Origin of the sequence: Pseudomonas sp. ef1, from assembly GCF_007293365.2 — a bacterium.
In the GTDB taxonomy this organism is placed as follows: Bacteria; Pseudomonadota; Gammaproteobacteria; order Pseudomonadales; family Pseudomonadaceae; genus Aquipseudomonas; species Aquipseudomonas siliginis.
On record NZ_CM129815.1, the window covers coordinates 1,634,716 to 1,659,809 of the forward strand.

Sequence of the window (25,094 nt, forward strand, 5' to 3'; positions counted from 1 at the left end):
TTTTTGAGGAGCGCCGACATTCAATGTTTACATTGTCTTTTGTGATTTTTCGAGTTCTTCGCAAGTATTGAATTGGCGTTCCGCTGGAAGTGCTTGTGGCTATCCGGAAGGTACTTTTTTAGTAAATTGAATAATCAAATGGATAATTGAAATGAGCGATGTTTTGAACAGTATCTCAGCACTGCCCAACCAAGGCAGTGCGACGGTGATGGGGAATAATCTGTTGTCCTACTTTTCCGGGTTGACTGCGGAAGACAAACGATTCGTCAAAGACAGTATGCGCTGGGCAGAATACAGAGCCGATTTGCGTCATGACAGAAACAGAGAGCCAGCTGCTTGGTTCGAATATTATTCTGGGGTGCTCTGGTCTGTCGGCTGGAGCCTGGAGCAAGCTCCGGTAATCCATGTTGACAAGAACTTTACCGGCAATGCGCTGGACGTCTGGGCGCGATCCTTGTCGCAACAACTGAGTCGGGAGAAAGTCGGGCTAATGAAGGAAGCGTTCCATATGCTTGAGACACATTCGGACGCCATAGACGTATTTAGAGGCAGCGCTCGGGAATGGAGCGATTTTCGTTTTTCTCCTGCTCAGTACAATTTCAATAGGGAGTTGGAGATTGTCGTTAGTAACGTTCGCTTGCTTGATGCGAAGTGGTCCTCTACCTATTTGTTCTGGACTATTCAGCATACGGGTTCGGAGCTTGATATTCGCTCCAGGCGCTTTTTGATCAGGTCTGCCGCGATAAATGAAAATCGGCTTCAGTTGGCTGCTGCAGTGCTTGATATGCGCACGCGTGAAATTGAGTTGGCTCGGGGCGCTTGATGTTAGTTGTACAGCTTTGTTTGATGGTTTGTATGACGCTCTGAAATTAAATGCATGGATTTTCGATTTGATTAACTCCGGTGCTGTGGTTAGTTTGTTTTCCACACCAAGTCGGTGTTTTAATCATGAAAGGAATCCATTTATGACTGAGCTGAATAAAGATGTAATCTCCGCTGTTGAGCGGTTTAGTTTGATTGCACAAACCAATGAGTTTATCGCTGCGCAGCCAGTGCTGCGCTCGCGTTCGGCAAGTGTTGGCAGTAGCTTGCCGATTGATAAAGATGAACTGAATGCTGCAATCATGGGCTCGGGTATTGCAGGCTTTGATGCAAGCATGTCCAAGCGCAGCAAGCGAATCGTTAAAAACACCTACATGTATGCCGATCTGGTTGCCTTGCTCAAATATCCGGCGGCCAACCAGAAAGAACAGCGCTATAACGAGTTTATGCGATTGATGAAACTGGCTGGCTGGTTTGCTTTCAGCCAGCCTTATAATCGATATACCGCTACTTCGCAAAAGCTGACCATGGACAATGTTGTCCTGTCTGTTCTGCATGCCGCTGTTGGTGCTGCGGTAGGGCAGGGCCAGGCAGCCCTTAAAGTATTGTCCTCTGTGGCAGATGCGACCATGGATGCGCTGAAAAATGAACCACAGGCCCTGACGCTGTTCGAGAACAACTCGAAGAAAGCCGAAGGTGGCAACTTTTGCATGAGTGCGGCTTCGCAGGATGATGAGGGTGGTATCACCCTGGCAATCGCTGCTGTGCAATATCTGGCTTCGGCTCAACCTACCAAAGTACTGTTTGTAGAATGGGCAACATCTGCTGTGGAGATTTATAACGCCGGCGCCACTATGTATATGGATGAGGAAGACTATGCAATGGTTGAACCGTTGATTGTCAAGGCTCTGACTGAGCAGCGTGAGAAAGCGCTCAGCTACGAATTTGGCCAATCGGTCTGAAAGTGATTAATGCCAGAGGCGCAAGCCTCTGGTTTTTTTGTGGGAGATGCAAATGTTCGCGATTTCGAAGGTTTTCGTATGCGCAGGGGCATTAGTGCTGGTGAGTAAAGAGCTGTCGGCATCTGACATTGACGACAGTCTCGATGCGCTGCTTTATTCACAAACGGTCGCCTCGCATAAAGTTCCCGATGCTGTTGAATGCGATGCATGGAATGACGCCAATAAAACGGCTTTGAAAGTCACCGGTGCTTTGTTTTTCGACGATCCGGTTATCAGCGCGCCGGTCACTACGCCCGATACTTTTACTCTGCTGGAGTTGGCTCAAGAACTCTTGCAAGGTTGGGCACCGGCAGTTTTGAACCAACAGGTAATTGCCAATCTGACCTCGCGACTGGAGAGCAACGGTGCGGCCCTTGAGTTGCTTCAGCGAAATACTCTGCAAGAGGGCAAGTCGATTCGCTTCATGCTTGGCAGCGTATCTGCGGAATCAACGATTACGATGGTCGTCATTTCGTTTGCCGTCAAAGAGCCTGTTCCGGGCAATGTGCTTGAGCAACGCTTCAATGCCGAGCAGATAGTGGGCAACCTTGCTGTTGATTGCTACAAGGCTCTTATAGATGCCGATGATTACTGTTTCTCGAGAGCCAGGATTATTGCGTTATTGGGTGAGCGGCGCGAAAAGCAGATTATCGCCCTGACCTGAGAGCGCGGCAGAGGCAACAACTGAAACCTGCCTGCCCCACCGGTCGAGACAGAGGGCAGACTTTTCATACCGGTGGGCAAAGCAGGCATAATACCGCGCCTTCGCCCGCGAAGCGCTTCTGCCACACAACCGGTCAGCCCCTTGAACGAACGCCCGATGTCCACTGCCTTACGCCCCTCGGCCTGCCCGGGGTTGCTGCGTATCGTCCAGGCACTGGACGGCGGTATCTGTCGGATCAAGCTCGATGGCGGTTCGATCAGTGCGGATCAGGCCGATGCGGTGGCCGCTGCCGCCGAAGCGTTTGCGAGCGGTGCGATCGAAGCGACCAATCGCGGCAATCTGCAGATTCGTGGTATCGGTGCGCAATCGGCGGCGCTGATCGAGCGCTTGCTGGCCGCTGGCCTCGGGCCAAAGAACGCTGCCGGCGACGATGTGCGCAATCTGATGCTCAGCCCTGCCGCCGGGATCGATCGGCAGATGCTGATCGACACGCGCCCGCTCGCAGGGCAAATCCTCGACACCTTGCAAAGTCATCCGCGCTTCCATGAGTTGAGCGCCAAGTTCGCCGTGCAACTCGATGGCGGCGAAGCCCTGGTGATGCTCGAACATCCGCATGATCTGTGGCTGTCGGCATTCGAGCGTGACGGCGAAATCCTCTGGGCATTCGGTCTGGCCGGTTGCCCGACCGATCGCCCGCTCGGCGCTGTGAGCCTGGACAACGCTCACGCGCTGGTGGTCGCCGCGCTGGAGTTGTTCCTCGACCTGGCCCGGCCAGAGCAAACACGGATGCGCCATCTGCTCGACGAGTTGCCCAGGCTCGCGTTCCTTGAGTCGTTGCGCGAGCGCGTATCGCTCAAGGCGATCAGCAATTGGCAGCGCCCGACGTCGGCAGACGCGCTGCACATCGGCGCTCATCAGCAAAACACGCAAGGTCTCTGCTACGTCGGCGCGGTGCCGCCACTGGGCCGACTTGATCCGGCGATGCTGCGTGGCGCGGCACAACTGGCCCGTCAATTTGGCGATGGCAGTCTGCGCTTCACGCCGTGGCAGAGCCTGCTGCTGCCGAACGTGAAAGCCACTGATACCGACAACGTGCTTGAGCAGTTGCGGGCGTTGGGCCTGTTGACGACCGAGGCCGAACCACTGGCTCGCCTGATCGCCTGCACCGGCGCCGATGGCTGCGGCAAAGGCCTTGCCGACACCAAACAGGATGCCCGGCAACTTGCACCTCTGCTGCCCGCAGGCCTCAGCGTGCACCTGTCGGGTTGCTCGCGCTCCTGCGCCGCCGCCCACTGCGCGCCAGCGACGCTGCTGGCCGTTGCCCCCGGTCATTACGACCTCTATTTTCGCGATGCAGCACAGCCCGGATTTGGCACGCTGCACGCCTGCAATCTTACTATTGAAGCGGCCGCGACTCTGCTCGACGCCCGCTCCCGGAGCCCCCTTGATGCTTGATTACATCCGCGACGGTCAGGAGATCTATCGCAACTCCTTCGCGATCATTCGCCGCGAGGCCAATCTGGCGCGCATTCCCGCCGATCTGGAAAAACTTGCGGTGCGAGTGATCCACGCCTGCGGCATGGTCGAGGCCATCGACGGTCTGCAATTTTCCGAGGGCGCGGGCAAGGCCGGGCGCGATGCTCTGGCGGCCGGTGCGCCGATTCTCTGCGACGCGCGGATGGTCTCCGAAGGCGTGACCCGCACGCGCCTGCCGGCCAATAACCAAGTGATCTGCACTTTGCGCGACGACAGCGTGCCGGACCTCGCCCGCGAGTTGGGCAACACCCGCTCGGCCGCCGCGCTGGAGCTGTGGCGCCCGCACCTCGAAGGCAGTGTGGTGGTGATCGGCAACGCACCGACCGCGCTGTTCTACTTGCTGGAAATGCTCGACGCCGGCGCGCCAAAACCGGCACTGATCCTCGGCTTCCCGGTCGGCTTCGTCGGCGCTGCCGAATCGAAAGCGGCGCTGGCCGCCGACAGTCGCGGCGTGCCGTTCGTGATCATGCAAGGCCGGCTGGGCGGCAGTGCCATGGCCGCCGCCGCCGTCAATGCCCTCGCCACGGAGATCGAATGATGCAGGCCAAAGGACGTCTGATCGGCCTCGGTGTCGGCCCCGGTGATCCGGAACTGATCACTGTCAAAGCCTTGCGCCTGCTGCGCGAATCGCCGGTGGTCGCGTATTTCGTGGCCAAGGGCAAGAAGGGCAATGCGTTCGGCATCATCGAGGCGCATCTGGTCGAGGCGCAGAACCTGCTGCCGCTGGTCTATCCGGTGACCACCGAGGCCTTGCCGGCACCGCTGTCGTATGAGCAGGTCATCAGCGATTTCTACGACGAAGCCGCTGTGGCGGTCGCCGAGCATCTGGACGCTGGCCGCGACGTGGCGGTGATCTGCGAAGGCGACCCGTTCTTCTACGGCTCCTACATGTATTTGCATGATCGTCTCGCCAGCCGTTATGAGGCCGAAGTCGTGCCCGGGGTGTGCTCGATGCTCGGCGGCGCTTCGGTGCTCGGCGCGCCGCTGGTGTATCGCAATCAGAGCCTGTCGGTGCTTTCCGGCGTGCTGCCCCACGAAGAACTGAAACGGCGTCTGGCCGATGCCGATGCGGCGGTGATCATGAAACTGGGGCGCAACTTTCCCAAGGTCCGTCAGGTGCTGGAAGAACTCGGCCTCGCCGAGCGTGCGTTGTATGTCGAGCGCGCGACCATGGCCAACCAGAAGATCGTGCCGATGGATCAGGTCGAGCCGATGTCCTCGCCGTACTTCTCGCTGATCATCGTCCCGGGCGAACGGTGGCAAGGTTGATGAGCCGAGCGACTCCCGCCATCGTCATTCTCGGCCAGGGCAGCCTCGCCACGGCGCGGCGCATTCAGCAGGTCTACCCGGCGGCACAGATCCATGGCCTTGCCGGACGGGTTGAAGGCGCCGACAGCCGCTATGAGGAATTCGGCGCGACCCTGCGCGCGTTGTATCAACAGGACACGCCGATCATTGCCCTGTGCGCGGCCGGCATTGTGATTCGCACGCTGGCGCCGCTGTTGCTGGAGAAAGGCGCCGAACCCGCCGTGCTGGCGGTGGCCGAAGACGGCAGCGCGGTGGTGCCGTTGCTGGGTGGACTCGGTGGGGTCAACGTCATGGCCCGGGACATCGCGGCGGCGTTGCAAGTGGCGCCGGCGATCACCACCAGCGGCGAATTGCGCTTTGGCACCTGCCTGCTCAATCCGCCAAGCGGCTATGCACTGGCGGATCTGGAATCGGGCAAACGCTTCGTTTCCGACCTGCTCGCCGGGCACAGCGTGCGCATCGAAGGCGCGGCGCCGTGGCTGGATCAGGCGCAGTTGCCGCAGGATCCGCAGGCGCAGCGGTCGATTCATGTGAGCAGCGTGCAGCGGGTGGCCAGCGCCGATGAATTGCTGATTTACCCGCGCAGTGTGGCGGTGGCAGTGAGCGCTGACGTGGCAGATCTGCCGAACGCCGTTCGCGCTGCGTTGCACCAGGCCAGTGTCGCCGTGCCGGCACTGGCGTGTCTGGTGGCAGCAGAGGCTGAAATGGCCGCATCGAGTTTGCGCGAAGCTGCGCTTGAGTTGGGCGTGCCACTGCGCTTCGTCGCAGCACAAAGCGATCTTCACACGTTGGCCCGCGTGGCAGTGCCTGCGGCGAAGGTGATCAGGGCAGAACATCTGGCGATCGCGATTGCCGAGCAACCGCTGGACGTCGCGCAGATCGGCCGCCCGCGCGGTCGCCTCACGGTCATTGGTCTTGGCCCCGGCGCCGCCGAACTGATGGTGCCAGCGGTGAAAACCGAACTGGCCCGCGCCACCGATGTGCTGGGCTACGAAACCTACGTGCGCATGGCCGGCCCGTTCCGCGACGATCAGGTGCAGCACTGCACCGACAATCGTGAAGAAATGCAGCGTGCCCGCCATGCCTTCAGGCTCGCCGCCGAAGGCCGCTCGGTGATCGTGGTTTCCTCGGGCGACCCGGGCGTATTCGCCATGGCCGCTGCGGTGCTCGAAGCCCTGCACGAATCGGACGATCCGGCGTGGCACAGCGTTGATCTGGAAATCCTCCCCGGCGTCTCCGCCTCGCTGGCCACTGCGGCTCAGGCCGGTGCGCCGCTGGGCCACGACTTCTGCGTGATGTCGCTGTCGGACAACCTCAAGCCCTGGGCGATCATCGAGAAACGTCTGGATCTGGCCGCCCAAGCGGATCTGGCCCTGGCGTTCTACAACCCGATTTCCCGGGCGCGCCCGTGGCAACTGGGCCGGGCGCTGGAGATCGTTGCGCAGCACCGCTTGCCTGAAACACCGGTGGTGCTCGGTCGAGACATCGGCCGGCCGGGGCAGACGCTGCGCACCACGACCTTGGGCGCATTGACGCCGGAACAGGTGGACATGCGCACCATGGTGTTGATCGGCTCTTCGACCACCTGCACCTTCGCCCGTGCCGGGGGCGGTGAATGGGTGTATACGCCGCGTTGGTATGGTGAAAAACCGCTGTCCTGAAAAACCCTCCGCTCATTCAATATTCAGCTTTGGGAAAGTTTGAGCGGTTGTAAGTCCGATTGAAGTTTCAAATGTTTTCCACCAGCAATAAACAATGGTCATGTCCCACAGGGCAGGGCCATTTTTTATGGCCGACGGGCGCGCCAGTCCGATAATTATTATCGCTGCCGTTACAGTGGACTGCTCCCGGTGTTATCAGATATTGCCGGGGACAAGCTTTGTATTCCTTGTTGTTTGTGTGGCGCGTATTCGCCCACTAGGGTGCTGTGTTCATAGCACTTGTCGAGTGTCGTTCAAATCAATTTACCGCTCTGCAGCGGCGCGAAAGTGCGCGCGTCAATGGGCCATTAAGTAAACAAGGAGTGTGTGATGGCTTTAAAAAACGATTACTCGTTCGGGCGAGCATTCATTTCTGCGCAAGAGTATTCCGTACTCTCAAAAGCATTGCGGGAGCTTTCTGCCACCCCCCAATATCAAGCGCTGAACGACTATTACCAGCAAGCCGGTCAAACGACTGACCCGGTGTCGTTGTTGACCCTGGCGAGCCTGTTTCAAGAGCAACTTGCAGCGCTGTTGAAACGCAATAAAAACCCTGTTCCGGTGGCTGTCGATGACATTGCGCGAGGGCTGCAACGTTATCTGTCGCGGCTTTCGACGACCGTGGAAATGTTGTCGGGGCCGACCCGGCCAGTGCCGAAAGTCATCCATTTCGTCTGGGTTGGCGGCAGCGAAGTCGGTGTCAATCAGCGCGATTACATGAATATCTGGCGCCAGGTGATGGCGGCGGAGGGTTACCGCTTCAATCTCTGGTACGACAGCGATGCGTTACTGGCTTTCGAGATGAACCGGATCATTCTCGACAGCGCCAGGGCTGATGCGATGGCATCCGGTGGTGCAGCCCTCAAGCATGCCGGGCAACTGGCGACGATGATTGAAGAGCGTGCACGGGTGTTGAAACAGCAGATGGTCGATTACCTCAGCCAGCCGAGGTGGAAGGGGCGGACCGATGAAGCACGCATCGATCTGATGGTGCGTGCTTATGGCAAGGACCGCGCGTCGCTGCAGGCTTTTCGTCAGCGCTGCCTCGACAGCCATCTGGCGATGGTGGGTCCGGATCTGCAATTACGCGATGTCACTCACGCCTTTGCCGATGACTTGTTGGCGGACGTCTACCGCCGCGAAGTGTCGATGCGCGGCAACTTCGCCGCAGCGAGCGATGTGGTGCGCTTGCAGGCGGAATTTCGTGAAGGCGGGCGTTATACCGACATGGATTATCTGCCGCCGCTGCTCGACAAGTTGGGCGGTGTCGATATCACTGATTACAGTCAGACGCAGAAAATCGCAGTCCTGCAACTTCTGTTGAACAACAATCCGCAGTTGATGCCGGGGCGCGATCCGCAGCATTACCCTGACAGGACCGACAGTCTTCCAGAGCAGCATAAACAACTTCTCGAGGATTTTGCTCGCAGCAAACCCGACGTCCTTGAACTGTTCATAGCGCCAAAAGTCGTGGAGGCTGCGGAGAACGGCTTTCGCATGGGGCTGCAAATCAATGAAGAAATGAACGCTCATTTCATCGCCCAGCCGGGCAGCGGCATGACGATGTCGATCATGCAAGTCATTCGGCTCAATTACGACGTGCTCGCGGAAGTGGAAAGACGCATGGCGAACTCGGCATCCGGATGGGCCGACGGTGAAACCCTGACCACGGTCGCGGCGACAGTCATTGAAGAGATGTTGGTCAGGTCGAACTTCACCAGCTGGAATGAAGCTTATGCCTACCAATTGCTTAAAGCGGTTGTCACCTATTATCGGGACGGTATCCGCAATGACGCGGCGGGTACGGTAACGCTCACCGGCCCTGGCGCGGCACTCGCCGGATTACATGAATATATCGAAGCCAATTGCGATCCGTTTTTCACTCGTCAGGTGCTGGCGCAACAGCGTCTGCGCGAGGGCTACAACGTCAATACCGAAGAGGAAACCATTTCCGGCTGGATCGTCAGGGGCACGGAAAAAGACTGGCTGGAGAAGGAACACGCCCGGTGGGCCGAGGGGAAGCTCAAGTCCCGTTATGCCGGACGCTTGTCCAACCTGCTCAGCGATCGAAGCCTGACCTTCGAGCGCGGCTGGCCCGTTGTCGAGGGCAAACCGGTGCTGTTGACCTCAGTGCTGCAACGCTTGATGGATGATCTGGGCGAGCCGTTCATTCGAGCGATGCGAGACAAGTTGAGCGGGGAGGTCAATTTCGCTCAAGCCGTGGTCATCGACTTCGACGCCCGTCAGCAAGTGCTGGCGCAAGGACCTGTGGTTGTGCCGACCTCCCATGGTGCGGAATCGGTCAGCCATCTCAACGAACTGTTCAGCCGGATCGCCCACGGTACGCTGCCGCTGGAACAACTGAGCCCCGCGATGCGAGTCGTGCTCGGGGGGATTTTCGGCGCGACGAGCGTGGACGATGTCGGGTTCGCCGATACCTGGCAACAGGTGCGCGACCTGGCCATCGCCACCGACCGCGACGGCACTTTTGCGCGCTACGATGCGATTGAAAAAGCCGTGCGCCAGCGCCGCTCGGCGGCGTTCGAAAACGGACTTGAACGCGACCTGCCGACGGCCACATCGACGACCCGCGAGCTCAAGGTTCAAGCCATGTCCGAGCCGCTGACGCTGCGCCAGTGGGGCGAACGTATCGGCCAGATCAAGCACAGCGCGCAGCGGGAGTTTCGCACGCAGATCCTGCAGCGCAGCGGACAAGTGCGTGACACCTTTTTCAAGGCTGGCGCGGTGTCGGTCAAGCAGTTGCCGCAGGATCTGTTGCAGCGCAACGCGGGCGACCCGGGGCGCCGCTGTTATCCGCTGGCGCTGCTGATGGGCGCCGCCGTTGCAGCTGGCGAGTCGGCGGAACGGGCGTTGGTCGGGCATGTCGCCAGCGCCAGCGCGAGTCCCGACGAACTTGTATCGCGGGCGTTGCGCAGTGCGCTGGACGAACTGCGCGCCTTACCCACCGGCGAGGTCGGCAGCGTTCGCGGCGTGCAACGCCTGGACAGCATCATCGCCGCGCTGAACGTCAGTGCGGCGCCTGCGGTGCTGCTGCTCGACACTGGCGACCACGCCCTGCTGCTGGCCAAAGTGCGAACCGGTGAGCACGCGGCCTATCGCTTCTACGATCCCAACTTCGCCCTCTACGGATTTGCCGATGGCGCGCAGTTGCAACGTGGCGTAGAGCGTTATCTGAGCGCGGATGATAACGCGCTGGCGAAGCTTTATGGTCTGGGTGAGATGGCCACGGCGCAGTTCACCGTCACTGAGCTGGACATTGCGGCGATCGCCGAACGCAGGCTGTCATCGGCTCTGCGTGTGGACAGTTTTCTGCACAACGTTGCGCTGGCCGATCCACAGGGAGCCTCGATCTGGCACAAGCAAGCGCTGGTCCGTACCCGATCTCTTGGGGAAAACGCTCGACTGGGCACCAGCCTTGCGCAACTGGACGCACGCTATTGGGCCAGCGAGTTCGAGCAGGCGACCGAGCGTTTGCGCCGTGAGCACAACCTGGCGCGTGATTACGTGCCGTTGCTCGATACCCACAGCAAAAACGCCGACGGCGGCCACAGCATTACCCTGATGGATCTGCGCAATGCGCAAAATGCCCGGACGGTCAGCACCCGGGATTCGCGCTTTCAGAGAATCAGGCAATACGTCGAACGACTCGTGCAGGGCGGTGCGGCCAGGCCCGGTCAGACGGCTGATCACGACGGTGGCAGCCGACTCAGTTTCGCCTTTGCGATCCAGACGCTGATCAGTGAAATGCGCCAGCGCGAGTACCGCGCTGGCGATACAGCGCCGACACTGACCGTCGCCCTGCAACTTCAGGTGTACGTCAGTTATGCACAGCTGGGCTTTGGTGTGGCCAGCGATGCAGTGCAGGTCATCCAGTTGGTGCGCCATTTAGCGGTGGCCGAGCGGGCGTTGCAGCAGACCTCGTTCTCCGCACGTCTGGCAGGGCAGGCCGCCACGGGCGTCGGGGTGGCATTTTCCGTGGCCAATATCGGCTTCGACATCTACAACCTGACGCAGGCAGAGAATCATGAGCAGCGGGCGCGATTCTCCACGTCCCTGGCGTTCAATACGGCGGCGCTGGGTCTGGATATTGTCGCCCTGGCGGCGGGCGGAACGGTGGGCGCGTTCGCCGCAGCGTTGGCCGTGCCGCTACTGGGCGTGGGTATCGGGGTGACCGCGATTGCCAGCAATCTCGGGCAGATCATGGACAAGGCTGCGGCCATCGGCGAGTACCTCTCGCAGATTCACGACGCTTATCAGCAGTCTTACGAAAGCGTTGGTGCGGTCTTGCAGTTCCCCGCACTGGCAGTGATTACCGAGGTGGATCTGCACAGCAGAAGGGTGGCGTTCGAAGGGCAGAAGTTTTACCCCTGGAAGGGCAGTGCACTGGAATTGCCGCAATACGACGATGATCCGGCCAGGCGGCATGCTGCGATCAACATCCCCAGAGCCTTTCAACGCCCTGCTGTCGGCAGCGTCTGGGGTACTTTGCCCACGATGGTGGTGCTGCCTTGTTCGCCAATCTGTTACTACGGCTATGAATATCAACTCGGCAGCGCCGGGACCGTGCCCTTTTCAACAACCCGCTACCCGCGGTTGCACGACCGCCTGGCACATCAGCTGGAATATGACGCGCTCGGTAACCGGGTGTTTTACCTGTTCAGTACGCCATTTGCGCCACACATCCTCTACAAGCTGCATCCGGTATTCATGGCCACGACGATCAAGGTGCAGTTGAGCGCAGAGGTCAGTCAGCTGTTGGTTCCGGACCTGCCGCCAGAGTGGCGCGAGAAGATTGCCTACCGGATCACCGCACCGCAGGGGCAATTCCGGATTCGATTGGTGCCAGGCCTGCTGGCGGTGAATTTCGAGCAAGCGCGGGGCTGGGAACAGGTGACCTGGACGGTGCAGGCGTCCTGGGCACGGGTCGAGCATGTCAGCTTTCGTGCAAAACCACGGGACAGCATCGACAGCGCACCTGACATGCTGGTCGATGGCCTCGTGTTGAATCGTTTTGACGGCGTCATCGAGCTGGCCGAGGGGCTGTTCCGGATCGACTGGACGGGCCGCAGCCTGCATCTGATCGGCGTTGTCCTCGACTACGAAAACAACGCTGCGACTCAACTGCGTAGCGCCAACATGACCGCCAGCGGCATCCCGGCGCCGGTGCAGCGCTATTTGCGCGCTCAGGTCGCAAGCGGGCAACTGACCGCAGCCTATTTGCCGTTGCGTAACTTCAGAGTGCCGTTCGATTCGCCGAACCGGCCAGTGGTGACTACCGGCTATTACGACACTGCGCGGGATCGGGTGCTGTTCGCGCGTAACCTGCCGCTGGAGGTGAACGAGGGTGTGGTTCTGGCAGGCGTCAACGCCGGCCATGCGTGGTTCTACCATCCCGATCATCCATCGGTATGGCGGGTCGATGTGCTGACCGGCACTGTCCAGCATCGCTACCGTCTGAAAAATCCGCGTACAGGTTCGACCATCATCGGCTGCCGACAACAAGCCGATGGAGCGCTGCGGATTACGCAGAAGCTGACGGCAGAAGCGTTGCATGGCACCACCACGGTCGAGTACCGGATCAGCGGGCAGCATGTAGAACTGACCGCTTGCCAGATCGCTTTTGCCGCCGATGACTATCGGTTCGAGCCGCGTGAAGCGCTTCGACAAACCGATGCCCCGGACATGGGCGTCTCGTCAGACATGGCCGCCAGCAGCAGTGATTGGTCTTGTGCTCCGTTCATTGTTGTCGAGGGCTATGCCGGGTCGCAGTTGCGCGACAGGGCTTGGCTGAACAAGACGACGGGCAAGTGCATTCAGGCCAGGCAAGACCTGTCCTGGCCCGAAGACTTGTTGATGCTGATGCCGTCCAGCCCTGAAAACAACGCGGTGCTGTTCTATAGCCAGCAGGAGCGGACGATCAGCCGCGGCATCGAACCCCGTGTCGGTCATTGGCAGAATGTGGTGATCGAACACGATGTGGTCGAAATCAACCAGGCGGACCAGCGCTACCTTGCTACCAAGGACGACGGCCGTCTGTTCGAGGTCGATATCGTCGACGTGCCGGCAGCGGCAGCGATCGACGAGGTGATTGTGTTTCAGTACGGGGTACCTTCCCTTGCGCACAGAAGCGATGAGGCATGGCTCGATCAGGCCGATAAACCCTCGATTCTCCGGTTCGCCGGCGTTGGGCAGCGCTGGCTGCAGCGAAATCCCGATTGGTTGAGCGCATTGCCCTCGCTGGCCACGGTCGCAGCGTTGCTGCCGTTCCCGGTCTTCGGTTTACGAGATGGGGCAGGTCAGGCGTTCCTGACTGTGTGGTGTGTCGATGGCAAAGTCGCTGTGGCCGATATCGGTCAGGGCAAGGAGCTGGCGCTGCTCGGTCTGACCCCGGATCAAAGCGCTGTCTGGTTGCTTGAGGTCAGCGCCGGACAACTTTTCCGCCAGCCGCTGATGGCGATCGAAGCACTGCGGGGAGTGTTTGCCGCTGACCATCGTTTGCTGAAACCGGAGGTGCTCGACAGGCCTGAAAAGGTCTGGACGTCATGGACTTTTGCTGAGGTGCGGCGCCAGGGTGAAGGGCTGATTGCGCAGACCCTCGACGGGGTGCATCTGCAATTGCTGGATAACCAGCCGGCAATGATCGTTGGCGTGGAAAATCGCTGGTCTCATGTGCCGGGGCAGAGCGATGAACAGTTACGTGCACGCCTGCGAGCATTGTTGCACGGGCATGCCCACGCGCCTGTCATACAAGTGGCAAGTGCAACCGGACGCTATCTGTATTACCTGCCGCAACTTGATCAGCTGTTCGATCTGGCCGGGCGCAGTGACGGACAGTGGTCGGCATTCCTCGGTACGCGCGGGTCGAAGCAGCCGATGCTGTTCGACCCGGTCGACCAACTGATTTTCAGCGCCGGCCCGAACGACGGCGTCTGGCTGCCCGACAGTTATGCCCATCGCGACGCCGAGGTCATGGTGCTTGAGGTAGGTGATGACATCACAGAGATCGAAACATTGTTGCCCGATGGCGTCACCAGGCTGCTGCTGACTTTCGGTGCGCAGACCTCGGGTTATCGGCTGGCGCAAGCGTCCTTCCAGCGGTTGGACTGCATCGTGGTCGATGGACGACAGGCTTCGGATGCTGAAACGGCAGAACCTTGCCTGCTGGATCTGGATCTGGACGAGTGCGGGCATTGGTGGATGTCACGGGTCGATGACGGTGTGGTACTGACCGATCCGGACTCCGGGCACAGTCTGATATTGCGTAATTTCGACGGACAGCGCCCACTGCTACTGATGCTGCCCATTGCCGGGCGGCCACACACGTTCACGCTGGCTCAAGGGCTGGAAGCGTTTGCCACTGTGCGCGGCGCAGAGGCCACGGTCAGCCTGACAGCGGTGATCGCAGCGCTGCGCTGATGTCTCTACGCACAGCAAAACGCCGCGAACGGTAACCGTACGCGGCGTTTCGTTGTGGCGGTTGCGCTGCAACAACACTCAAGGCACTAGATAGCCTTTCACACCGGTAAAGATGATTTGCGCCGCCAGTGCGCAAACAAACAATCCCATCAAGCGGCTGACAATCTGCAAGCCCTGATCGCCGAGAATCCGCTCGATGCGATTGGACAGATACAGCACCACTCCGACAGTAAAACTGGCCAGGGCGATACTCATGATTGCAGTGAGCTTGTCGTCCCAGTGCGGCTGGCTGACGCCCATCACCAGCAAGGCGCCGATGGTGCCGGGGCCGACCGTCAGCGGGATGGTCAGCGGCACGATGGTCACGTCCTGCTGCACATTATCAGCCTGCACCGCCGGTTTGCCCTGAGCCATGCCCAGCGCGGAAATGAACAACACGCTGCCGGCACCGATGCGAAAGGCGTCTACGGTGATGCCGAAGACATCGAAAATCACCCGCCCGAACAAATAGAGCAGCACACTGGAAATCAGTGTGGCGAGGGCGACCTTCCACGCCAGACGCCGCTGTTCCTTGCGCGAATAGCCACGGGTCAGGCTGATAAAGCAGGACAACACGAAGAACGGGCTGTAGAGCACCAGCATCTTCAGATAAACGCTGAACAACACATGGAGCATGATGCAAGCTCACTGGCGATGGAGTCGGGGGGAGTCTATCAGGCACCGCAGATTCTGTCGGTTTACGACGGCTGGGTCGTGGCCCGGTTCTGCTGATCGCGTTGGGCAACCCAGTGTTCGATCAACTCGCGCAACTGGGAGAGCTCGACCGGTTTGGACATGTGCCCGTCCATGCCGGCCTGCCGGGCGCGCTCCTTGTGTTCGGCAAGAATGTGCGCGGTGAGGGCTACAACCGGTGTGCGGATGCGCTGATTGCTGACTTCCCAGGCGCGCAGTTGCTGAGTGGCGGAGAAGCCATCAAGGATCGGCATTTCACAATCCATCAGCACCAGGTCGTAACGCTGGGCCTTCATCGCTTGCAGCGCTTCTTCGCCATTGCTCGCGGTGTCCGGTTGCAGGTTGAGCTTGCCGAGCATGCCACGGATCACTTTGGTCGAGATGGTGTTGTCTTCGGCGACGAGGATGCGGAAGTCGCTCGGCACTTTGGCCGCTGTGGCCGCCGTAACGACCTGCGGCTGGAACGCGACCTGGCCCTTGTTGCGTTGATTGAGCTCGTCAGCCAGCGTGGTCTTGAGCGTATAGCCGGCCACCGGTTTGGCCAGTATTCGTTTGATCCCCGAATTGCGCGCAATGATCTTGCTCGGCGCGTTGCTGATGCCGGTGAGCATGATCAGCAGAATGTCGTGGTTCAGGCTCGGGTCTTCCTTGATCTTCGCTGCCAGTTGCATGCCGGTCATGCCGGGCATGTTCTGGTCGAGCAGGACCACGTCGAAGTAATCGCGCAGGTGCGCCTTGGTGCGCAGCAGCGCCAGCGCTTCCTTGCCCGACGGCACGGCGCTGACATTCAGGCCCCAGGCGCTGCACTGCTGCACCAGCACTTTGCGGCAAGTGTCGTTGTCGTCGACCACCAATACCCGCGCGCCTTGCAGCGGGCTGTCCAGATCGGAGGTCGGATGTTCGAGGCGATCCGGGTCCAGTGGCAAGGTCAGCCACAAAGTGCTGCCCTGGGTGGCACCACTCTTGATGCCGAACTCGCCTTGCATCAGACGGATAAGTTGGCGCGCAATCACCAGGCCGAGATTGCCGCCCAGGCGATTGGCCGAGAGGAAGTGCTTGCTGTGCAATTCGGCGTGCAACAGTGCTTCGCGCTCTTCCGGCTCCATCGGCACGCCACTGTCCTGCACGGCAATGCGCAGGCGCGGCTTGCTGCTGCGCTCATCCAGTGCAACGACGATCAGCACTTCGCCTTCTTCGGTTTTCTTCAGGGCGTTTTCCAGCAGGCTCAGCAAGGTCTGGCGCAGGCGCGTCGGATCGCCGCTGATTACCCGTGGCACTTGCGGCTGGATGAAGCTGATCAGCTCGACGTTCTGTTGTTCGGCCTTGGCCCGGTAGATGCTCAGGCAATCATCGATCAAGGCGTTGAGGTCGAACTGCACGTCATCGAGTTCGATCTGCCCGGATTCGAGCTTGGAGATGTCGAGGATCTCGTTGATCAGCGTCAGCAGTTCGTTGCCGGCGCTGTGGATGGTCTGCACGTAATCGCGTTGCTTGACCGACAGCGGCGTGCCCAGCAGCAGCTCGGTCATGCCCAGTACGCCGTTCATCGGTGTGCGGATTTCGTGGCTGATCTTGGCGAGGAATTCGGCTTTGGCGTTGATTTCGGCGTTGCTTGCCGCCAGGTCGCGGCTGATGCTGAAACGACTTTCAGTGATGCTGCGCTGTCGCTCGCCCAAGGCGACGCTCATCAGCAGACCGCTGATGCAGATGAACACCATCAGCGTCATGATCAGGCCTTGCGGCGTGACCAGGGTCAGCCCCAGCAGCGCCGGCAGGATAACCAGGGTGCCGATGTTGAACACGATCATGGCGGCGACGAACAGACGCGCCGGGCGATAGCCCTTCTGCCAGTGATAGAAACCCACCAGCAACATGCTCAGGCCGGCCAGTGCGACCAGTGCGTAGGTGATGATGTTCAGCGGCAAGGTGTTGACGAACAACAGCAACAGGCTGCACGTGACGATCAACAGAATGTCGCCCCACAGCAGTTTGTTCAGCGGATGCTGGCCCAGTGGTGCAAAGAAGCGCAGGGCGTACATCAATCCGGCTGGGGCGGTCAGCAGCAATGCCAGATAAGCGCCCGGCGTCTGAATGGCTTGCCAGTTCGGCAGCCACGGACCGGCGAGGTTGAGCAACAGGAACAGACTCAGCCCGAGCAGACCTTCACAGATCGCCAGCCACAGACTGCTGCGCGAGCGCGAGTAGGCGTAGCGCACCAGGTTGTGCAGCAGGAGCATGGCGAGGCAGCCGAACAGCAGGCCGAAAATCAGCGTCTGCTTCTGATCGGCTGCGCCCTCGATTGCCGCTTGCAGGGTGATGTGCGGGCGCAGCTGATGGCCGGAGACCATGCGTACGTAGACGTCCAGCGGCTTGTCGGCCTGGGGCAGGGGCAGCATGAAATCGCTGCTTGGCAAAGGATGTTCGGCCTGCGGCCGTTCGTTGCCGGTATTGCGTTGCTCGATCAGCCGGTCGCCGTCAAGCACGTAGAGATTGAGTTGGGACAGGTCGGGGGCAAAGATGCGCAGCACTTGTTCGTGCTTGCCCGGTGCCAGTTTGAAGCGCAGCCACAGGGCGCCGTCGGGTTCGGCCGCGGTCAGACGGTCAAGCTCGATGGGGCTGAATTGATTGGTGTAACGAGCGGAGCGGATGTCGCTCAGTTGCAGGATGCCCTGATCGTCAAGCAATACCGACCAGCCACTGCCTTGCGCGGCCTGGGCCGGGAGCATGCAGAGCAAGGTCATCAGCGTGACGGTGAAGCTTATGGCAATCCTGAGCCAGCGCACGGCGAAATCCCTTCGTAGGTTGATGCCAGAATATAACGATGCGCGACGACCGAACAGCCCGGCGAGGAATGGCATCCCGCGCCAGGCCTGATGGATCGCTTACTCCTGGGTTTCGCCGCGTTCACGGGCAATGGCGCGGTAGCCGATGTCCTTGCGGTAGAAGCAGCCTTCCCAGTCGATGGCAGCGGCAAGTTTGTAGGCCTGCTGCTGAGCTTCACCCACGGTGGCGCCCATGGCAGTGGCACACAGTACACGACCACCGGCAGTAACGACCTGACCGTCCTTCAACGCGGTGCCTGCGTGGAAGACTTTGCCTTCCAGACCTGACGCTGCGTCCAGACCGTTGATCGCTGCGCCTTTGGCGTAGTCGCCCGGGTAGCCGCCAGCAGCCAGAACGATGCCAACGCTCGGACGCGGATCCCACTGTGCTTCAATTTTGTCCAGTGCCTGCGCCAGCGCGGCTTCGACCAGCAGCACCAGGCTCGATTGCAGACGCAGCATCACCGGTTGGGTTTCCGGATCGCCGAAGCGGCAGTTGAACTCGATGACTTTCGGGTTACCGGCCTTGTCGATCATCAGACCGGCATAAAGGAAACCAGTGTAGACGTTGCCTTCCTCGGCCATGCCGCGCACGGTCGGCCAGATCACCTGATCCATCACGCGCTGGTGCACGTCGGCGGTGACCACCGGGGCAGGGGAATAAGCACCCATGCCGCCAGTGTTCGGGCCGCTGTCGCCGTCGCCGACGCGTTTGTGATCCTGGCTGGTGGCCATCGGCAGCACGTTCTTGCCGTCGACCATGACGATGAACGAAGCTTCTTCGCCGTCGAGGAATTCTTCGATCACCACGCGTGAACCGGCGTCGCCAAACGAGTTGCCAGCGAGCATGTCACGCACGGCGTCTTCGGCTTCGGCCAGGGTCATGGCGACGATCACGCCTTTGCCGGCAGCCAGGCCATCGGCCTTGATCACGATCGGCGCGCCTTTCTCACGCAGATAAGCCAGGGCCGGCTCGATCTCGGTGAAATTCTGGTAATCGGCGGTCGGAATCTTGTGGCGGGCGAGGAAATCCTTGGTGAAGGCTTTCGAACCTTCCAGTTGCGCAGCACCGGCAGTCGGACCGAAGCAGTCCAGGCCACGGGAGCGGAACAGATCGACCACGCCAGCCACCAGCGGCACTTCCGGGCCGACGATGGTCAGGGAAACGTTCTTTTCCGCGAAGTCGGCCAGTTGCTCCAGCGCCAACACGTCGATGGCAACGTTCTCGCACTTGGCTTCAATGGCGGTGCCAGCGTTGCCCGGTGCAACGAAAACCTTCTGCACACGCGGATCCTGAGCCACTTTCCAGGCCAGAGCGTGTTCACGGCCACCGCTGCCAATGATCAAAACATTCATTTCAAAAACCTCAAATTCTGTGGGGCGCTGCCAAACCTCTGTGCTCGGACCCTGTAGGAGCTGCCGAAGGCTGCGATCTTTTGATCTTGCTATATAAAAACAGGATCAAAAGATCGCAGCCTCGTTTCACTCGTCAGCTCCTACACAGAGCCTGCATCCAGAGGGAGCGGAATCAGTGACGGAAGTGGCGCATGCCGGTGAATACCATTGCGATACCGGCTTCGTCGGCAGCGGCAATCACTTCAGCATCACGCATCGAACCGCCCGGCTGGATCACCGCAGTGATGCCGACCTTGGCCGCATTGTCCAGACCGTCGCGGAACGGGAAGAACGCGTCGGACGCCATGACCGAACCGGCCACCTGCAAACCGGCGTGCTCAGCCTTGATCGCGGCGATGCGTGCCGAGTTGACGCGGCTCATCTGGCCGGCGCCGACACCGATGGTCTGGCGGTTCTTGGCGTAGACGATGGCATTGGATTTGACGTATTTGGCGACTTTCCAGGCGAAGATCAGGTCGTGGATTTCCTGTTCGGTCGGCGCGCGCTTGGTCACCACTTTCAGGTCATCGGCGCTGATCATGCCGATATCACGGCTCTGCACCAGCAGGCCACCGTTGACGCGCTTGTAATCCCAGGCAGCGGCGCGCTCAGCCGACCACTCGCCGCAGGCCAGCAGGCGTACGTTGGCTTTGGCGGCAACAATGGCACGAGCTTCTTCGCTGACGCTTGGGGCGATGATCACTTCAACGAACTGACGCTCGACGATCGCTTTGGCGGTCTCGGCATCCAGTTCACGGTTGAAGGCGATGATGCCGCCGAACGCCGACTCGGTGTCGGTGGCGTAGGCCAGTTCGTAAGCCTGACGAATGCCGCCCTCAGCGTCCGGGCTGACCGCCACGCCGCACGGGTTGGCGTGCTTGACGATCACGCAGGCTGGCTTGACGAAGCTCTTCACGCATTCCAGCGCAGCGTCGGTGTCGGCCACGTTGTTGTACGACAGTTCTTTGCCTTGCAGCTGGGTGGCGGTGGCGATGCCGACTTCGGCAGGCCTGGCTTCCACGTAGAACGCCGCGCTCTGGTGCGGGTTCTCGCCGTAGCGCATTTCCTGGGCCTTGATGAACTGGCTGTTGAAGGTGCGCGGGAATTCGCTGCGACCTTCAGTGCTCAAAGTTTCAGCGCCCTGGTTCACGGTGCCCATGTAGTTGGCGATCATGCCGTCGTAGGCGGCGGTGTGTTCGAAGGCCTTGAGCATCAGGTCGAAACGCTGGGCGTAGGTCAGGCCGCCGGCCTTGAGGTTTTCCAGGACGTTGGCGTAATCGCTGGCATTCACCACGATGGCCACGTCTTTGTGGTTTTTCGCTGCCGAACGGACCATGGTCGGCCCGCCGATGTCGATGTTCTCGATGGCGGTCGGCAGGTCGCAGCCTGGCTTGTTGATGGTCGCTTCGAACGGGTACAGGTTGACCGCTACCAGATCGATCGGCTTGATGCCGTGCTCGTTCATGATCGCGTCGTCAGTACCGCGACGACCGAGGATGCCGCCGTGGATTTTCGGGTGCAGGGTTTTCACCCGACCGTCCATCATCTCGGCGAAACCGGTGTAATCCGCGACTTCCACTGCAGCAACGCCGTTGTCACGCAGCAGCTTGAACGTTCCGCCGGTGGAGAGGATCTCGACGCCCAGAGCTTCGAGCTCCTTGGCGAATTCGAGGATCCCGGTCTTGTCGGAAACGCTGATCAAGGCGCGGCGGATCGGCAGGCGGGTAGTCTGGTCGGTCATCTCAATTTCCATCAAAAGCAAAGGAAGTCAGCAAAAAAGGCGACCGTTTTTTACGCGGGCGCCTTTCTGGTTTGATTGAATGCTTACAGCAGATCGTACTGCTTGAGTTTCTTGCGCAGCGTGCCGCGGTTAAGTCCCAGCAGCTCACTGGCCTTGGTCTGGTTGCCCTTGACGTAGTTCATCACGCTTTCGAGCAGGGGCGCCTCGACTTCGGACAGCACCAGGTTGTACACATCCGTGACGGACGCGCCCTCAAGGTGGGCGAAATAATTGTGCAGCGCCTTCTCGACACTCCCGCGAAGGGTCTGGCCTTCTTCGCTCGGCGTGTTGAGGTGCTGTTTCAAATTCACGTTGTCGCTCACGGGTGTTGTTCCACTCACTAAAGTCTCGGTCATCATCGTCATGCGGCCACCCCTTCTTCGTCCCCTGTCAGGCTCTTGTAACGCTCGGCGAAGAACTCCCGAACGTCGGCGCATTGTGTTTCCGTACCATCCAAACGATTGAAACGGGCGCGAAACTCCCTGGCGCCCGGCAAGGTTGCGAGATACCAGCCCACATGCTTGCGGGCAATGCGCACTCCCATCACGTCACCATAAAAGGCGTGAAGGGCAGCCAGATGCTCCAGCAGGATGCGTTCCACTTCGCTCAGTTCCGGCGCCGGCAATTTCTCGCCGGTGCGCAGGAAGTGTTCGATCTCGCGAAAAATCCATGGCCGCCCTTGAGCGGCCCGGCCTATCAGCAGGCCATCGGCACCGGTCGCATCAAGCACGTATCGGGCCTTTTCCGGCGAATCGATATCGCCGTTGGCAAACACCGGGATCGACACGGCCTGCTTGATCGCGGCAATCGTGTCGTACTCGGCTTCCCCTGTGTACAGATCGGCGCGGGTGCGGCCATGCACGGCCAGCGCAGTAATCCCGGCCTGTTCGGCGATCTTCGCCACGTTCAGACCGTTCTTGTTTTCGCGATCCCAGCCCGTGCGGATCTTCAGGGTGACCGGTACATCAACCGCGGCCACTACGGCCTGCAGGATCTCGGTCACCAGTGCTTCGTCTTTCAGCAACGCGGAGCCGGCGGCCTTGTTGCAGACCTTTTTGGCCGGACAGCCCATGTTGATATCGATAATCTGTGCGCCCAGCTCGACGTTGGCCCGTGCCGCATCGGCCAGCATCTGCGCGTCGCCACCGGCAATCTGCACCGAGCGCGGCTCGGGATCGCCTTCGTGGATCATGCGCATGCGCGACTTGCGGGTATTCCACAGGCTCATGTCACTGGTGACCATTTCCGAGACTACAAGCCCTGCGCCCAGACGCTTGCACAGCTGACGAAAGGGCTGGTCGGTGACGCCCGCCATCGGGGCGAGAATCAAACCGTTCTGCAATGTATATGGGCCGATGCGTACCGCCGACATAGGACTTCCCTGAAGTGGGGCCGGATCATGAGAGTTCGAAAAAGGGTGGGCATGATACCCGCTCTCGATGACTGGTTAAAGGCTGAATTGAACAAAATCTGAACAGTTATTCTGTTATCGCCAACGGTTTGGTCGGCCGCGATCAGTCAGAAAAATGCCGTCAATCGGGAAACGCTGAAGCGGTTCACTCCGGTGAGTGGAAGTTCAGGCTGTAATTCACCGCTTTCGGCCCCGGATCGAGAATATCCAGGGCGATGTGGATCGGCGTCTGCGGCGGCATTTCCGCGAGGCCTTCGAGATCGCCGCTCAGATACTCGCCGGGTTTGAAGCGACGACTGGCGATCAGGTGACCGTTGAGGTCGGCAAAACGCAGTTCGAGCAAGGGAAACGGCTGGGAAAACGTCGCCCGGTTGTAAATGATCGCGTCGACCACCAGCGCCCCGCTGAAATCGGGATGGCTGCGCACCACCAGGTTGCTGCTCTTGATTTTGCCGATATCGACTTTCGACGGCACGGTGCAGCCGATCTGCGGGCAGATCTGCTGGAACCACGGTCGGTATTGATCCTGCCGCGCCAGTTCCTCGAAGTGATAGGCAACGTACTGAGCGGCAAGGCCGCCGGCCGCCAGCAGCACCAGCACCAGCCAGAGCAGGCGCCGGCCCCAGGGCGAGCGGCGCTGCTGCCAGTCCAGTTGCAGCGGGTCGTCGGTCAGATCCTGCAAAACCTCGGCGCGCACCCCGGGCTCGGCCCGTTCGCGTTTTTTGCGCGGCGAAGTGATCAATGGCAGATCGTCGTCATCGTTGTCGTCGCTGGCTGACAGGCGTTCGCGACGGGCGTTGGGGTCGATCGGGTCATGCAGGCGCAGTTGCGGGATCGGCGGCTCGTCATCCAGGTCCACCGGCTCCAGCGACAGCGAAGGTTCGGTGCGCTCGGGTTCGAGGGTTTCGACGCCGTCAATATCCGGCTCGATATCCGGCGCTACGCTGCGCTCATCCGCAGGCTCGCTGAACAGGCTGTCGGGCCAGGTGCCTTCGTCCGGTTCCGGGCTGTCGCGCCGTGCGCTCAAGGATTCTTCGCGGGTACGGCCGAATTCGGCGGCCGGCTGGATTTCGCGCTGTTCGAGGCGGGCGAGTTCTTCGTCCAGATCGAGGCTGTCCAGATCCAGTTCCGACGCGCTCCATTGCTTCTGGCTGATGGCGCGCGGTGCGGGGATCTGTTCGACGACCGCAGAATCGCTGACAGGCGCGGGCGCTTCAGGCAGCGCTGGTGCGAGCGGCGTCACCGTGTCCTTGCCAGAATGTTGCTCGAGCAGCTGCTTGGCGGCATTGAACACTTGCAGGCAGGAGCCGCAACGAACCACCCCGCGCGCCACGCTCAATTGAGCATGGTTGACGCGGAAACTGGTCTGGCAATGCGGGCATTGGGTGACGAAACTGTCGGTCATGCGGCGATCCGGTTCAGGCAAGCGGTCATTTTAGCGCCGACGCCCGGTGATGCGCACCCAGCCGTCGCGATTGGCGATCGGGTCGAGCTCGAAGTCCTGCGCATAAGCTGCCGCTACTTCTTCGCCCTGCTCGGCGAGAATGCCCGACAGCGCCAGGCGCCCACCGCTCTTGACCAGGCTGGACAGTTGCGGCGCCAGCGACACCAGCGGGCCGGCGAGAATGTTGGCGACCAGCACGTCGGCCTGAACTTGCGGCAGATCCTCGGGCAGGTACAGCGGGAACAGCTCATCGGCAATGTTGTTGCGCCCAGCGTTGTCGCGCGAGGCTTCCAGCGCCTGCACGTCGATGTCGGTGCCCACGGCTTCCTTGGCGCCGAGCAGCAGGGCGGCAATCGCCAGAATCCCCGAGCCACAGCCGAAGTCGAGCACGTGGCAGTCTTTCAGATCCTGGCCGTCGAGCCATTCCAGGCACAGTGCGGTGGTCGGGTGGGTGCCGGTGCCGAACGCCAGGCCCGGGTCCAGCAGCAGGTTGACCGCATCAGGCTCGGGCGCGGCGTGCCAGCTCGGCACGATCCACAGGCGCTGGCCGAAACGCATCGGCTCGAAACCGTCCATCCAGCTGCGTTCCCAGTCCTGGTCTTCGATGACTTCGCTGTGGTGCTCGGGCAACGGGCTGCCGGTCAGCAGCTCCAGGTGGGCGAGGACCGGTTCCGGTTGCGTGCCGCCTTCAAACAGGGCCAGCAAGTGAGTGTGCGACCACAGTGGCGTGGTGTTGAGTTCCGGTTCGAAGATCGGCTGGTCTTCGGCGTCCATGAAAGTCACCGACACGGCGCCGACTTCGAGGAATGCGTCCTCGTAGGTTTCGGCTTGTTCCGGGGTGATGGCGAGACGAACTTGCAGCCAAGGCATGGCGGGCACCTTTGAAAATCTGTGGGGCAGCCCGAAGCTGCAAAAGCGCGCAGTTTACGCCAGGTCGCCGGCAAAGTGGACACACCGCTTGGCTGTTACACATTCGCGGCCGCGATATACATATGTATGGCCTGAGCACTTTTGTCGGCAAATAGAGTGAGCGCTCATCTCT

Annotated in this window: 16 protein-coding genes; 8 read left to right on the forward strand and 8 right to left on the reverse strand. The window is 60.4% G+C overall.

Features of this window, described 5'->3' with window-relative positions; translation table 11 throughout:
- Positions 1-151: 151 nt before the first annotated feature.
- From FEE99_RS07460 to FEE99_RS07495, 8 genes are all read left to right on the forward strand, one after another.
- Entirely contained in the window at positions 152-823 is a 672-nt protein-coding gene (locus FEE99_RS07460; protein ID WP_041480679.1) for a hypothetical protein, read from the forward strand.
- Complete coding sequence (locus tag FEE99_RS07465) at positions 747-1,784, forward strand: hypothetical protein (RefSeq protein ID WP_156497527.1); 1,038 nt, start codon at positions 747-749, stop codon at positions 1,782-1,784. The genes FEE99_RS07460 and FEE99_RS07465 overlap by 77 nt, the downstream gene beginning before the upstream one ends.
- A gap of 52 nt (positions 1,785-1,836) precedes the next feature.
- Positions 1,837-2,487: a hypothetical protein gene (locus FEE99_RS07470; protein WP_041480678.1), complete on the forward strand. Its 651-nt coding sequence runs from the start codon at positions 1,837-1,839 to the stop codon at positions 2,485-2,487.
- Positions 2,488-2,643: 156 nt separating this feature from the next.
- A complete protein-coding gene (cobG, locus tag FEE99_RS07475) occupies positions 2,644-3,942 on the forward strand; it encodes a precorrin-3B synthase (RefSeq protein WP_041480677.1) in 1,299 nt (432 codons plus the stop codon).
- Positions 3,935-4,561: a precorrin-8X methylmutase gene (locus tag FEE99_RS07480; protein WP_041480676.1), complete on the forward strand. Its 627-nt coding sequence runs from the start codon at positions 3,935-3,937 to the stop codon at positions 4,559-4,561. Before cobG ends, FEE99_RS07480 begins: the two co-directional genes overlap by 8 nt.
- Positions 4,558-5,292 (forward strand): precorrin-2 C(20)-methyltransferase, encoded by a 735-nt coding sequence (locus tag FEE99_RS07485; RefSeq protein ID WP_370695113.1) that lies wholly within the window; start codon positions 4,558-4,560, stop codon positions 5,290-5,292. Before FEE99_RS07480 ends, FEE99_RS07485 begins: the two co-directional genes overlap by 4 nt.
- Positions 5,292-6,992, forward strand: a complete 1,701-nt coding sequence (cobJ, locus tag FEE99_RS07490) for a precorrin-3B C(17)-methyltransferase (RefSeq protein ID WP_041480675.1) — start codon at positions 5,292-5,294, stop codon at positions 6,990-6,992. Before FEE99_RS07485 ends, cobJ begins: the two co-directional genes overlap by 1 nt.
- Before the next feature lie 369 nt (positions 6,993-7,361).
- On the forward strand, positions 7,362-14,468 hold the full coding sequence (locus tag FEE99_RS07495; protein WP_052392227.1) for a TcdA/TcdB pore-forming domain-containing protein: 7,107 nt from the start codon (positions 7,362-7,364) through the stop codon (positions 14,466-14,468).
- Positions 14,469-14,546: 78 nt separating this feature from the next.
- Here FEE99_RS07495 and FEE99_RS07500 read toward each other — a convergent pair whose 3' ends face one another.
- The 8 genes from FEE99_RS07500 to prmA all read right to left on the reverse strand — a co-directional run bounded on the left by FEE99_RS07500 (position 14,547) and on the right by prmA (position 24,922).
- Positions 14,547-15,143 (reverse strand): MarC family protein, encoded by a 597-nt coding sequence (locus FEE99_RS07500; RefSeq protein WP_016771870.1) that lies wholly within the window; start codon positions 15,141-15,143, stop codon positions 14,547-14,549.
- A gap of 62 nt (positions 15,144-15,205) precedes the next feature.
- The gene (locus tag FEE99_RS07505) at positions 15,206-17,983 is read right to left on the reverse strand and encodes a hybrid sensor histidine kinase/response regulator (protein WP_041480749.1); all 2,778 of its coding nucleotides are present in this window, start codon (positions 17,981-17,983) and stop codon (positions 15,206-15,208) included.
- Positions 17,984-18,082: 99 nt separating this feature from the next.
- A complete protein-coding gene (purD, locus tag FEE99_RS07510; RefSeq protein WP_041480674.1) occupies positions 18,083-19,378 on the reverse strand; it encodes a phosphoribosylamine--glycine ligase in 1,296 nt (431 codons plus the stop codon).
- 172 nt (positions 19,379-19,550) lie between these two features.
- Positions 19,551-21,158, reverse strand: a complete 1,608-nt coding sequence (gene purH / locus FEE99_RS07515) for a bifunctional phosphoribosylaminoimidazolecarboxamide formyltransferase/IMP cyclohydrolase (protein WP_041480673.1) — start codon at positions 21,156-21,158, stop codon at positions 19,551-19,553.
- 83 nt (positions 21,159-21,241) lie between these two features.
- On the reverse strand, positions 21,242-21,562 hold the full coding sequence (gene fis, locus FEE99_RS07520; RefSeq protein WP_002555375.1) for a DNA-binding transcriptional regulator Fis: 321 nt from the start codon (positions 21,560-21,562) through the stop codon (positions 21,242-21,244).
- Positions 21,559-22,569: a tRNA dihydrouridine synthase DusB gene (gene dusB / locus FEE99_RS07525; RefSeq protein ID WP_041480672.1), complete on the reverse strand. Its 1,011-nt coding sequence runs from the start codon at positions 22,567-22,569 to the stop codon at positions 21,559-21,561. Before dusB ends, fis begins: the two co-directional genes overlap by 4 nt.
- 184 nt (positions 22,570-22,753) lie before the next feature.
- The gene (locus FEE99_RS07530) at positions 22,754-24,013 is read right to left on the reverse strand and encodes a DUF3426 domain-containing protein (RefSeq protein WP_041480671.1); all 1,260 of its coding nucleotides are present in this window, start codon (positions 24,011-24,013) and stop codon (positions 22,754-22,756) included.
- A gap of 30 nt (positions 24,014-24,043) precedes the next feature.
- The gene (gene prmA / locus FEE99_RS07535; RefSeq protein WP_041480670.1) at positions 24,044-24,922 is read right to left on the reverse strand and encodes a 50S ribosomal protein L11 methyltransferase; all 879 of its coding nucleotides are present in this window, start codon (positions 24,920-24,922) and stop codon (positions 24,044-24,046) included.
- Between the last annotated feature and the right edge of the window lie 172 nt (positions 24,923-25,094).